Source organism: Pelorhabdus sp. sgz311002 (genome assembly GCF_056134285.1).
Window position 1 is genome coordinate 339,810 of record NZ_JBWBCL010000002.1, and the last position, 12,323, is coordinate 352,132.

A 12,323-nucleotide genomic window follows, 5' to 3' on the forward strand; every position below is an offset into this window, starting at 1 on the left:
GCCTGTTACGAAAAATAAGCCACACCGGACTCAAAAATCTTCTGATCTTTGCTGCCAGGTACATTTTTACCAATTTGCGATCCTCGCCGTTCCGAGTGTCCCATCTTACCAAGAATGCGTCCGTCAGGACTTGTAATCCCTTCGATCGCCCACAGCGAACCATTGGGATTATAAGGCATCTCGACCGCGGGCTGACCAGTAGCATCAACATACTGGGTAGCAATCTGACCATGCTTAGCTAAAGTATGCAAAACTTCCGACGAAGCAATGAATCGACCTTCGCCATGAGAAATGGCGATAGTGTGCTCTTCTCCCAGCTCAGTGAGCGCGAACCAGGGCGACAATTTCGACGTAATTTTCGTCTGTACATAAGAGGACATATGACGTCCGATGCGATTATACGTAAGCGTCGGCGCCTGCGCCGTGCTAGCTTGAATCTTGCCATAAGGCAAAAGTCCCAGTTTAATCAAGGCTTGGAAACCATTGCAAATTCCCAGAATCAATCCGTCTTTTGCCAGAAAAGCTTCAACTGCTTCGGCAACTTTCGGACTTCTAAACAGAGTTGCAATGAATTTGCCTGATCCGTCAGGCTCATCACCAGCACTAAAGCCGCCTGGGAACATAATAATTTGACTTTGCGCCATTTTTTTCACCAGCTCGCCAAGCGATTCCTGTAAGTCCTGGGGCTGTAAATTGCGAATTACAGCAATTTCTGTATTGGCACCAGCTCGCTCAAAGGCTTGCGCTGAATCGACTTCGCAATTCGTGCCAGGAAATAAAGGAATAAGAACTTGTGGCTTTGCCAGTTTGAGCTTAGAATGTCTAGACTTTGCTTCGAGTGCCGCAAAAGAAATCGCCGGAATTTCAGGAGAAAGACCAGAAGGAACTACCGCGGGAAATACTTTAGCTAAGGGCTGCTCCCAGGCTGTTAATGCTTCATGCAAAGCAATTTTTGTTTCGCCAATACAAATGGTAGCATCGTCTGTTGTCTGTCCCAAAACTTCATAAGAGCCAGCAGCAAAAATCGCAGCAGGATCGACTGTATCAATAACTTCTAATACGAATGCGCCATAGTCAGGTTGAAACCATGCTTGCGGTTCTTTCGCCGCAGTAAGCGCTAAGCCGATCTGATTGCCAAAAGCCATTTTGCTAAGCGCCGCTGCCAGACCGCCTTCACGAACAGTCATTGCTGCTAGAACTTGGCCTTGTTTAGCCATCGTATGAATCGTACCATACAATTCTTTTAACGCTGTAAAATCTGGCATGAACGCAGCATCCTTCGGTACAGGCAAATAGATGATCTGGTGTCTAGCACCCTTGAGTTCAGCGGACACAGCCTGCGAGGCTTTCACGGCAGCCACGGCAAAAGAAACGAGCGTCGGCGGTACCGTCAAGTCCTCAAAAGTCCCTGACATACTATCTTTCCCGCCAATGGCAGCAACACCCAGCTCCTGTTGTGCCGTATAGGCGCCAAGGAGTGCACTAAAGGGCTTGCCCCATTTTTCCGCATCAACGCCCAGTTTTTCAAAATACTCCTGCAGTGTCAAATAGACTTTTTTTGCATCACCGCCCAAAGCGACAATCTTAGCAACAGAGGCAACTACAGCATACAAAGCGCCATGGAACGGGCTCCAAGTAGCCAGCTTCGGATAATACGCAAAAGTCATCGCTGTAGCATCATCGGTTTCACCATGACGTACCGGCAATTTTGCTACCATCCCCTCCGTGGGCGTAAGTTGATTCTTACCGCCAAAAGGCATCAGCACAGTACCGCGGCCAATCGTCGAGTCAAACCGTTCGGCAAGCCCCTTTTGGCTGCATACATTCAGATCTGAAAGTGCCGTAAGCCAAGCAACTTTCAGGTCAGGCAGAGCCGCCAAAACAGGATCTGCTATTTCACTAAAGGGATTTTTTTCTAAGGGCGCTGCCACCTTTACAGTTGTCTTCTGTCTCACGCCATTTGTATCTAAAAAGCTCCGCTGCAAGTTCACGATAGTTTGACCGCGCCATTTCATTACGAGTCGTCCTGTCGTCGTAACCACGGCTACAGGCGTTACTTCCAGATTCTCTTCTTTGCCATAGGCAATAAAAGCTTCCACCGCTTCAGGCGCTACCACAACAGCCATGCGCTCCTGCGATTCAGAAATAGCCAGCTCTGTGCCATCAAGGCCATCATATTTTTTCAAAACCCGATCAAGATCAATATCAAGACTATCCGTCAATTCACCGACGGCAACAGAGACGCCGCCAGCGCCAAAATCATTGCAACGCTTAATAAGACGACTCACTTCACTGCGGCGGAAGAGCCGCTGAATGGCCCGTTCGGTCGGAGCATTTCCTTTTTGCACCTCAGCACCGCAATTTGCCAAGGAATCATCGGTATGAGCTTTTGAGGAACCAGTCGCACCGCCGCAGCCATCACGACCAGTCCGGCCACCGATTAACAGAACGCAATCGCCCGTAGCAGGCTGCTCTCTTACGACATTCTCCCGCGGAGCCGCCGCAATAACTGCCCCTACTTCCATCCGTTTCGCCACATAGCCAGCATCATACACTTCCGTAACCTGTCCGGTAGCAAGACCGATTTGATTGCCATAGGAGCTATAACCAGAAGCAGCGCCTAGGGTAATTTTGCGTTGCGGCAGTTTCCCTTTCAGCGTTTTTTCTACGGGCGTACGAGGATCACCGCTGCCAGTTACTCGCATCGCCTGGTACACATAGGAACGACCAGACAGTGGATCGCGAATGGCGCCGCCAAGACAAGTCGCCGCACCGCCGAAAGGTTCAATTTCGGTCGGGTGGTTATGCGTTTCATTTTTAAACATAACCAGCCATTCTTCATCTTTACCATCAATCGTGACAGGCACAACAATACTGCAAGCATTAATCTCCTCCGACTCGTCAAGTCCCTTTAGATCTCCCGCTTGCTTTAATTCTTTCATCGCCATCAAGGCAATATCCATGAGGCAGACAGGGCGCAGCTTCTCGCCGTATACTTCGCGTCGACCAGCTTGATAGCGTTCATAAGCCTGCTGAATCGGCGCAGTAAGGGAATGATTCGCAAATTCAGCTGCTTCAATTTCCGTCTGAAAGGTCGTATGACGGCAATGATCAGACCAATAGGTATCAAGCACCTTAATCTCGGTCAAAGTAGGATCACGGTGCTCTTCTTCTTTAAAATAAGTCTGACAGAAAGCGAGATCGGCAGCGCTCATAGCCAAACCAAGGCTTGCGAGACAGTTCTGCAGTTCTTCCGAGGAAAAATTACGAAATCCCGTCAGTACGGCTACATCGGCAGGAACCTCGCTGCTTTGTTCCAAGGACTCTGGTTTTTCCAGCGATGCCAAGCGACTTTCCACCGGATTAATACAATAAGTTTGTATGCGGCTTACTTCTTCTGCCGACAACGCGCCATATAAAAGAATCACTTTGGCTGTAACCACTTTAGGACGATCTTTTTGCGTAATAAGCTGTACGCACTGCTCCGCAGAATCGGCCCTTTGATCATACTGTCCCGGCAGATACTCCATTGCGAAAGCCGTGGCATCAGAGGGATAAAGCCAAGCTTCATCATAAACTACATCAACTGGCGGTTCCGAAAAGACTAGCTCTGCCGCCTGAGAGAATTCCGCCTCTGTTAAACCAGCTACATCATAACGATGGAGAATCCGCAGATCTTCTAAAGAGCGGATCCCAAGATTTTCAACGAGATCCTGCTTAAGAGCCTGTGCTTCTACAGCAAATTCAGGACGCTTCTCTACATATAACCGTCTAACCATACCTGTCATTCTCATCATTCCTTTTATATTTTATCGGTAAAAATCCAATAAAGATCTTCTTCTATTCTTCCTTTACAAGGCTATTGTAGCATAGTAGTATTAATAAATAAAATGAATCGTTTTTATATATTTGATTAGTTCTGCTAATGAATAACTTTGCAATAAACAACGAGGAGACTGCCCTATGAACAATAAATCGATTAACTTTGAACAATACAAGGTTTTTTTTCATGTAGCAAAAACACTAAGCTTCTCGAAAGCAGCTGAGGCTTTATTCATTTCCCAATCCGCTGTAAGTCAATCAATTCGCCAGTTGGAAAAAGAATTACGAACACCATTATTTTCTCGTACAACAAAACAAGTGCGCCTCACTCAGGCTGGCGGGGTTCTATTTCACCACGTCAAAGAAGCTTGCCAACTTCTCGAACTAGGCGAACGGGCCTTGGATAATCTGCAAGATCTATCGCTGGGCGAAATCCGGCTTGGCGCCAGCGATACGATCTGTCGTTACTATCTATTACCTTTTTTGGCCCATTTCAAAAAAAAATATCCCCCAATAAAAATAACTTTGATTAATCGTCCCTCTCCGATTTGCCTGGACCTGCTTAAAGCAGGCGATGTCGATCTTAGTATTGTAAATATGGCCAGCCAGCCGTCTGACCCCCTCCTGCAAATTTCCCCGCTTGTAACAATCCACGATGTCATCGTAGCCTCGCCGCAGTATCCAGCGCTGCCCTCAGCAGCTGTACTACTAAAGGATTTAGTAGAATTCCCCTTTATTTTGCTAGAAAAAAATTCTACTACAAGACGTTACGTGTCAGACTTTTTAGCAGCACAAAACATCAACCTTGCACCCGAAATTGAATTAGGCAGTCTTGACCTCTGCCTCGATTTTGCCCGAGCTGGCTTAGGGCTTACCTTTGCAGTACGAGAGTTTATTACAAAAGATCTAGCCGAAAACAAGCTGAGGGAAATTGCCCTCACCCAAGCATTGCCCCCGCGACAGATTGGCCTGCTTACGCACAGTCGAATTCCACTGTCCGCCGCAGCTCACACCTTTTGCGAACTGCTCTTGCAACCTTCTAGTATGGCTACCGCCATTACCAACTGAAAAAATTACCACAGGAATTTTTGACAAGAATAACAAAAAAGCCGCCCAGCAAAATGCAAGGTGCGGCTTTTTTATTAACGATACCGTTTCATAATCAGAACTTCTACACGACGGTTTTTCGCCCGTCCGTCTTCTGTATCATTGCCCAATATCGGACGATATTCACCATAACCAATCGCACTAAAGCGCGCCGGATCAAGTTTTACATCCTGAGCAAGAAGAAATTTCATAAAATTAAGCGCCCGCTTCGAACTGAGATCCCAGTTCGAGGGAAATTCAGCCGTATTAATCGGCAAATTATCAGTATGACCAGAAATTATAACATGCTGCGGCAATGTCGCCAAGAGCTTCGCAATTTCCCCGCCCCAGCGCTGCGAATCCGGACGAAGCTCAGCCCGGCCGGAAGCAAATAGAGCCGTATCCTGAATGCGAATCATAAGCCCCTCTTCCGTCAATACCGTCTGGAGCTGTCCGCCTAAATTGTTCTGTGCAATATAAGCGTCCACTTTTTTCTTGACTTCATTAAGCTGTACAGCTTCTTTCACTTGTTCTTTCAACTTTTCCTGCCCAGGATCCTCGGTCGGCGTATTGGGATTGACATCGCCCGCAATAGACATCTGATTCATCACCGAAGGTCCGCCATTGAAGGCGGCATTAAAAGACTGTGCCAGAACTTCAAACTTTTTAGAATCTACTTGCGCTGTTGCAAATAGTACAATAAACAAGGCCAAGAGCAACGTGAGCAAATCAGAATAAGGAATCAGCCATGTTTCATCAGCATGTTCTTCATGATGCTCGGCCGGCTTTTTCTTTGCCATAATGAATTACCCTTCCGATTTTTTCTCAAGCAAAGCGGCCCGCTCCGCCTGGGGAATAAAGACCATAAGTTTTGCCTGCAGGGCGATCGGTGAATCACCAGCCTGCAAGGACAGTACACCTTCCATAACCATGCGGCGCATCTCCGCTTCTTCACCGGAGATCATTTTCAGCTTATTCGCAAAGGGATGCCACATAACATAACCGGTAAAAATACCAAGCAAAGTTGCTACGAAAGCAGCGGCAATAGAGTGACCGAGTTTTTCAATATCGCTTAAGTTACCTAACGCGGCAATCAGACCAATAACGGCGCCAAGTACGCCTAGTGTCGGCGCATACATACCTGCCTGCGAAAAAATCAGAGCGCCTGACCGATGACGTTCCTGCATCGTATGAATTTCAGCTTCTAAAACATCCTGAATCAGCTCCGAATCCATACCATCAACAACCATGCGGATTGCATTGCTCATAAAGGGGTCTTTAATTTCATCAATTCGACTTTCCAGAGCCAGAATACCTTCGCGGCGAGCAATCTGCGACAATTCTACAAACATGGGCAAAAGCTGCGATTTTTCCATAAGTTCCTGCTTTTGAAACAGCAGTTTCATGAGTTTCGGAAAATCCTTCAGTTTGTCCATCGTGAATGCATTACAAAGAGCTGCGGCCGTTCCGGCAAAAATAATCAAAAAAGCGGCTGGATTAATCAGCGCGCTGGCGCTGGCGCCTTTTAAAACCATGCCGACGCCTACGGCTAGAATTCCGCCAACCATACCTATTACTGTCGATATTTCCAAAGTTTCTTCCTCCAGTCCCACTATCAGCCGCGCTGACTCGCGTTTTTCCAAGTACATAAACTATTCCCTGTAAAGAGCCATAATCCTGTTATTCGACAAAAATCTTTTAATAAAATTAACAATAAAAAGATTCCAGTTTGATTGTAAGGTTTTATGACAAAAAAAGTCAAGCGTTAAAGGCAATAAGAATCTAGGCTATAGGTCTCAACCTTTGCCCATAATAAAAACAGCCTTCCTTAAGAAATTCAGAAAGGCTGTTTTACCTATTACAAATTTTTAGACTTTAGGAATATTGCGTCCTGAAAAAATTTCAAGCATTTCCTTTTTAATACGCTGCTTAATTTTTTTCTTTTCCCCTGGCAACAAATCTTTTTTTCCGGTGCCAAAGAGATAGTTATCCATATCGAATTCTTTTAAAATCATCTTAGTATGGAAAATGTTATCTTGATATACATTTGTATCAATCATTTGATACTGAGATTTTAAATCGCGGGAAATATAGTTTTGAATCGAATTGATCTTATGATCAATATAAAACTTCTTGCCATTCACATCACGAGTAAAGCCTCTGACGCGATAATCGACAATACAAATATCAGAACAAAAGCTGTTAATCAAATAATTTAAAGCCTTCAGCGGCGAAATCTGGCCGCAAGTCGATACATCAATATCCGCGCGAAATGTACTAATCCCTTGGTCGGGATGACTTTCAGGATAGGTATGGACCGTAATATGGCTCTTATCCAAGTGCGCCACGACACTATCACCGCTAAATTCTTCCCCATCGGGCCCTTTTTCTTCCGTCTTATCTTCGGCAATCAGCATCGTTACGCTAGCTCCCTGGGGATCATAATCTTGCTTAGCAATATTTAGAATTGTAGCACCAATAATATTGGCTACTTCGGTAAGAATACTCGTTAAACGTTCCGCCCGATACTCCTGATCAATATAGGCGATATAGGCCTGCTGATGCTCCGGTGTTTTAGCGTAGCAAATATCATACATGTTGAAGCTAAGCGTCTTTGTCAAATTATTAAACCCATACAATTTTAACTTCTTAATCCCCTTGATTTCCATTGTGCTTTTACTCTCCTTATATGGTTTACGAATGACAAAACACAGACCTATGAACTAAAAATTCAAATCTCATGAATCATTCTAATGATAAACCATAAGAAATGCAAGCAGAACTGAAAGTTAAATGCTGGCAGATATCAGCTTACTATTGTAAGACAGAGTCAATGACGCGCCAGGCATTTTTCCAAGCAATTTTTTCAATCTCCCTTTCCTTGAACCCAGCTTTTTCTAAGGCGTGCCACAATTTTCCCATTTGGCCGCTGTGAACAATTTCCACAGAACAGTCAATCCCATCAAAGTCAGTTCCTAAAGCAATCACATCAATACCGCCAACTTGTTTCATATGCTTGATATGATGCACCATATCAGTCACAAGGCTTGTCGCTGAATTCCCTAAAAAATGGTTGGAAAAATTTAGTCCCATGACACCGCCATTTTCCGCTAAACGACGAATCATCGGATCAGTAAGATTCCTGCTATGATTCGTCAAGGCCCTGCAGTTCGAATGAGACGCGACAAAAGGGCCGCTTAACGTTTCAGCAACATCATAAAAACCCTGATCTGACAAATGCGACACATCCACAAGCATGCCAAGTCGCTCCATTTCACCAACGACATCACGACCAAATTCCGTTAGACCAAGTCTCTGGCCCTCGTGATAAAGATGGGACCAGCCAATTTCGTTGGGATAATTCCAAGTCAAAGTCAAAAGACGAATTCCCTGCGAATAAAAATAATAAAGATTTTCCATGGATCCCGCTAACGCGGCGCCTTCTTCAATCGTCAAAAAAGCGCCGATCTTCCCTGCCTGCCGACATTCCCTGAGTTCTGTCCCGTTCCTTACGAGCCTAAGTTCGTCTGGTATAGCCGCCACTTCGTTTTGAAACCGCTCCAGCATAGATTGACAACGGGCAAAACAGTCAGGATGCTCTTGCTTATCCATAAACAAAGCAAAAAATTGACCATAGGTCCCAGCTTCCCGCAGTTTTCTTACATCAACGGCATAAGAATTCTCCCGCAACGAAGCTTCTTTATCAGCCATAAGCTTCCATAATGTATCACAATGCAAATCAATCATTTCTCACCGCTCCCTTATAGGAATTTCTTCGTGCTATTTTCCTAAAATCCCCCTGTCCTTCCAAAGTCTTGGTGTCAAGTAGAAAGATTTTCTGAACTTTGAAAAAATCTAAGAAAATATAAGGATTTTTTTCTAATAAAAAGAGGATTTTGACTATTTTTTCTGAACTTTATATTTTGTAGGAGAATTTTTGCAAGCCAAATGTCGCTACTTCTCCGAGCTTTCTTTTTACTTGCTTTTATATTGCTTGAAGCAATATAAAATAAATAAAAAATGACCACTAGGAAGGGAGTATGATTTATGCCAAAGATCATTACCTGCTACAAATGGGTGCTTGATGAACAGGATATCAAGGTCAACCCGACTACACTGGCCCTGGACACGAGCCGGGCTAAAAAGAAAATCAGCGATTATGACAAAAATGCCATTGAGGTAGCTACCCAGCTTTTCGAAGCCCACGGCGGCAGCTCGACTATCATTTCCTATGGCGGAACAGATTTAAAACAATCGCTGAAAGACGCCTTATCGCGCGGACCGGAAAAAGCCATCTGGGTAAGCGATGCCAATGCAGAGCAAGCTGACGGCTATGTAACAGCAAACGTCTTAGCGGAAGCAGTAAAACAAGCTGGCGAGTATGACATGATTCTGTGCGCCGACGGTTCCGCTGATGTCTGCAACCAGCAGCTACCCGCTCGTCTTGCTGCACTACTTGATGTTCCGGCTATTACTTCCGTTGTAAAATTTGAAGTAGAAGGCACTAAAGTCACAGCAACGCGCCGTGTTGGCGATTCGACGGAAACAATCATCGTGGAAGGCCCAGCCGTTTACAGCGTTTTGCCGGAAATTGCTCAGCCGCGCTTCCCCACCGTTAAACAACTCATGGGAGCCTCGAAAAAACCTCAGACAGAAATTAAAGTTGCCGATTTAGGATTGCCTGAAGCAAAACTGACCGCAAAAAGCAAAGTCAGAAGTATCACAGGGTATGTCATGTCTCGTAAGAATATGCTCTTTAAAGACGGCTCGCCGGAAGAACTGGCTTCTCAAGTCGTTGCGAACTTAACTAAAGAAGGCGTACTATAAGACGCTAGAATTGAAAGGGGTTGTATGATAACATGGCAGGAATTTGGGTATATAGTGAAGATGCCGTTTTGGCAAAAGAAATGGTAACCCTAGCCAAAGAACTGGCTAAAACGAACAATCAGCCGATTGGGGCTGTCACCTTATGTGAAGATACGGCAAAAGAACTGACTGCACTGGGCGTGCAGAAAGCGATTGTCTTAAAAGGCAATTCTACTTGGGCGGAAGCTTATGAACAAGCCCTAGCCGACACGCTTGCCGCAGAAGGCGCATCGATTGTGCTCATCGGCGGAACTGTGTCTGGAAAATATACAGCTGCAAAAGCAGCGGCCCGTCTTGACGCCGGTCTCGCTACGGACGCAACGAAAGTGTCCTTAGAAGGCGATGAAGTCGTCATTGAAAGAATTATTTACGGTGGTTTGGCCGTTTCTACGGAAGCGCTTTCCTATCCGGCTTTCGTAACCATCCCGCCACGTTCCTACGACATTAGTGCTGAAGCAGCTAGCAGCGGTGAAGTGATCGTTAAAGAAGTAACAGTCGATCCTAAAGTTACTGTAGGTGCAACAGCTAAAATAGAACGCCAAGGAGTTGACATCTCCAAAGCGGAAAAAGCCGTCGGCGTAGGCCGCGGTGTAGGCAACCAGGAAGACCTTGCTATGATTCAAGCGCTGGCTGACGCCATTGGCGCTGAAGTCGGCTGCACGCGGCCGATTGCCGAAGATGCCAAGTGGTTCCCTATCGACCGCTATATCGGCATTTCCGGTAAAATCTTTAAAGGCAGTCTCTATATCGGCGTAGGCACATCCGGTCAGATTCAGCATGTGTCAGGCATTCGCGACTCAAAAGTAGTTGTTGCAATTAACACTGACGAAAATGCGCCAATTTTTGCAGCAGCCGACTATGGTATTGTCGGAAATTATGCTGAAATCGTCCCGGCTCTGACTGCAGCCATCAAACAAGCAAAATAAGATTCGATAGGGGGCGAAGTTTGTGAGCGAAGAAGAAAAAGTTGACGCGATTATTGTCGGCGGCGGCGTAGCAGGGTTAGCCTGCGCCTATAAACTAGCTACCGAAGGCAAAGAAGTCGTTGTCATCGAACGGGGGTCCTCCTGTGGCGATAAGAATTTGACAGGTGGACGAATTTATACCTATTCGCTGCTCAACTTGCTTGGTGAAGAACTTATGGCCGAAGCACCACTGGAACGGCCCATTGTAAAAGAACAAATTGCCATGACCCATGCCAAAGGCGCCATGACAATTGATTATACCGACTACAGTTTTACCGAAGGCGTACCACAGTCTTATTCCATTTTACACGCTGTTTTTGATCCTTGGCTGGCGGAAAAAGCCGAAGAAGCCGGGGCAATGATCGCGCCAGGCATCTTAGTAGAAGAACTGATCGAACGGGACGGAAAAATTGTCGGCGTAAAAATGGGCGATGAAGAAATGTTCAGCGACATTGTCATTGCCGCTGACGGTGTAAACAGCTTTCTCGCCCAACAGGCTGGACTGCGTTCGGATTTAAACGATCACGAAGTGGCTGTAGGCGTAAAAGAAGTCATTGAATTGCCGGAAGAAACCATTACGGATCGCTTTGGTTTACAAGCTGGCGAGGGCGCTGCCCGACTATTTCTTGGCGTATCTGAGGGCATGGGCGGCGGCGGCTTCTTATACACCAATAAATCAAGTATATCACTAGGTCTTGTGGTCAGTCCTAAGGACTTAAGCAAACATAATAAACGGCTCCACGAAGTCATGCAGGATTTCAAAATGCATCCCGCCGTTTACCCGCTGATCGCTGGCGGTACAACGACAGAATACGGCGCCCATCTTGTCGGCGAAGCTGGTTATCACGGTCTCCCGAAACAGTTGTATCGTGAAGGCCTTGTCCTAATCGGCGACGCGGCTGGCCTATGTATTAACATGGGAAGTACGATTCGCGGCATGGATCTGGCAATTGCCAGCGGCGTCGCTGCGGCAGAAGCCATTTTAGGCGCGAAATCGCCCAGTGAAATCGGCCCCGCCTACACGGCAAAGCTGAATGAAGCCGTATTGCCAACGATGAAAGTCTATGCAGGGTATCCTGTCATGATGGAATTACCTCGTCTCTTTACGGAATATCCGCTTATGGCGAATGAAATGATGCACTTCTTATTCGCCGTCGATGGCAGCATCCCGGCAAAAATGCCAAAAGCAATGCTGGATATTGTGAAGAAAAACGTCGGTATCGGCGCAATCCTGTCCGACGGCTGGAAGGGGTTTAAAGCCTTATGACTGTAAAAAAACAGGCTGTAGAAGAATTACTTGGCTACAACAAGTTTAATGTGGACGAAGAAAATGCTCACATTGTCATCGACAAAGAAATTTGCGCCAAATGCAAAACCAAACCCTGCCTGGTAGCTTGTCCGGCTGTGCTGTATCGTCAGCAAGACGAAAAGAGCGATGTTACCTTTGATTATGCAGGTTGTTTGGAATGCGGCACTTGCCGCGTTGTCTGCTACAATCAAGGCAACAAGGGCATTGTCAAATGGGTTTACCCCAACGGAACCTTTGGCATTAGCTATCGTCACGGTTAAGACTATTTAAATAAG

General features: G+C 46.0%; 10 protein-coding genes. 5 read left to right on the plus strand and 5 right to left on the minus strand.

Annotation, left to right across the window (positions count from 1 at the left end; genetic code table 11):
* Positions 1-5: 5 nt before the first annotated feature.
* Positions 6-3,788: a phosphoribosylformylglycinamidine synthase gene (locus AC0NJP_RS05535; RefSeq protein WP_474699084.1), complete on the minus strand. Its 3,783-nt coding sequence runs from the start codon at positions 3,786-3,788 to the stop codon at positions 6-8.
* 175 nt (positions 3,789-3,963) lie between these two features.
* Between AC0NJP_RS05535 and AC0NJP_RS05540 the strand changes: the two genes are divergently transcribed.
* Positions 3,964-4,890: a LysR family transcriptional regulator gene (locus AC0NJP_RS05540; RefSeq protein WP_474699085.1), complete on the plus strand. Its 927-nt coding sequence runs from the start codon at positions 3,964-3,966 to the stop codon at positions 4,888-4,890.
* Positions 4,891-4,964: 74 nt separating this feature from the next.
* Here AC0NJP_RS05540 and motB read toward each other — a convergent pair whose 3' ends face one another.
* The 4 genes from motB to AC0NJP_RS05560 all read right to left on the minus strand — a co-directional run bounded on the left by motB (position 4,965) and on the right by AC0NJP_RS05560 (position 8,655).
* On the minus strand, positions 4,965-5,708 hold the full coding sequence (motB, locus tag AC0NJP_RS05545) for a flagellar motor protein MotB (protein WP_474039237.1): 744 nt from the start codon (positions 5,706-5,708) through the stop codon (positions 4,965-4,967).
* A 6-nt stretch (positions 5,709-5,714) separates the two neighbouring features.
* On the minus strand, positions 5,715-6,500 hold the full coding sequence (gene motA / locus AC0NJP_RS05550) for a flagellar motor stator protein MotA (protein WP_474039238.1): 786 nt from the start codon (positions 6,498-6,500) through the stop codon (positions 5,715-5,717).
* 276 nt (positions 6,501-6,776) lie between these two features.
* The gene (gene speD, locus AC0NJP_RS05555) at positions 6,777-7,577 is read right to left on the minus strand and encodes an adenosylmethionine decarboxylase (protein WP_474699086.1); all 801 of its coding nucleotides are present in this window, start codon (positions 7,575-7,577) and stop codon (positions 6,777-6,779) included.
* A 145-nt stretch (positions 7,578-7,722) separates the two neighbouring features.
* The gene (locus AC0NJP_RS05560; protein ID WP_474699087.1) at positions 7,723-8,655 is read right to left on the minus strand and encodes a dipeptidase; all 933 of its coding nucleotides are present in this window, start codon (positions 8,653-8,655) and stop codon (positions 7,723-7,725) included.
* 300 nt (positions 8,656-8,955) lie between these two features.
* Between AC0NJP_RS05560 and AC0NJP_RS05565 the strand changes: the two genes are divergently transcribed.
* Genes AC0NJP_RS05565 through AC0NJP_RS05580 form a run of 4 tightly spaced genes read left to right on the plus strand, consistent with a single transcriptional unit; the run spans position 8,956 to position 12,308 of the window.
* On the plus strand, positions 8,956-9,735 hold the full coding sequence (locus AC0NJP_RS05565; RefSeq protein WP_474699088.1) for an electron transfer flavoprotein subunit beta/FixA family protein: 780 nt from the start codon (positions 8,956-8,958) through the stop codon (positions 9,733-9,735).
* 32 nt (positions 9,736-9,767) lie between these two features.
* A complete protein-coding gene (locus AC0NJP_RS05570; protein WP_474039242.1) occupies positions 9,768-10,700 on the plus strand; it encodes an electron transfer flavoprotein subunit alpha/FixB family protein in 933 nt (310 codons plus the stop codon).
* Positions 10,701-10,722: 22 nt separating this feature from the next.
* A complete protein-coding gene (locus AC0NJP_RS05575; protein ID WP_474699089.1) occupies positions 10,723-12,006 on the plus strand; it encodes an FAD-dependent oxidoreductase in 1,284 nt (427 codons plus the stop codon).
* Positions 12,003-12,308: a ferredoxin family protein gene (locus AC0NJP_RS05580; protein ID WP_474699090.1), complete on the plus strand. Its 306-nt coding sequence runs from the start codon at positions 12,003-12,005 to the stop codon at positions 12,306-12,308. The genes AC0NJP_RS05575 and AC0NJP_RS05580 overlap by 4 nt, the downstream gene beginning before the upstream one ends.
* The last annotated feature ends 15 nt before the right edge of the window (positions 12,309-12,323 follow it).

Bases quoted from the DNA above. Each gene is read 5' to 3' on its own strand.
- AC0NJP_RS05570 (WP_474039242.1), top strand. From the start codon at position 9,768: ATGGCAGGAATTTGGGTATATAGTGAAGATGCCGTTTTGGCAAAAGAA.
- speD (WP_474699086.1), bottom strand. From the start codon at position 7,577: ATGGAAATCAAGGGGATTAAGAAGTTAAAATTGTATGGGTTTAATAAT.
- AC0NJP_RS05540 (WP_474699085.1), top strand. From the start codon at position 3,964: ATGAACAATAAATCGATTAACTTTGAACAATACAAGGTTTTTTTTCAT.
- AC0NJP_RS05560 (WP_474699087.1), bottom strand. From the start codon at position 8,655: ATGATTGATTTGCATTGTGATACATTATGGAAGCTTATGGCTGATAAA.
- AC0NJP_RS05565 (WP_474699088.1), top strand. From the start codon at position 8,956: ATGCCAAAGATCATTACCTGCTACAAATGGGTGCTTGATGAACAGGAT.
- motB (WP_474039237.1), bottom strand. From the start codon at position 5,708: ATGGCAAAGAAAAAGCCGGCCGAGCATCATGAAGAACATGCTGATGAA.
- AC0NJP_RS05580 (WP_474699090.1), top strand. From the start codon at position 12,003: ATGACTGTAAAAAAACAGGCTGTAGAAGAATTACTTGGCTACAACAAG.
- AC0NJP_RS05535 (WP_474699084.1), bottom strand. From the start codon at position 3,788: ATGACAGGTATGGTTAGACGGTTATATGTAGAGAAGCGTCCTGAATTT.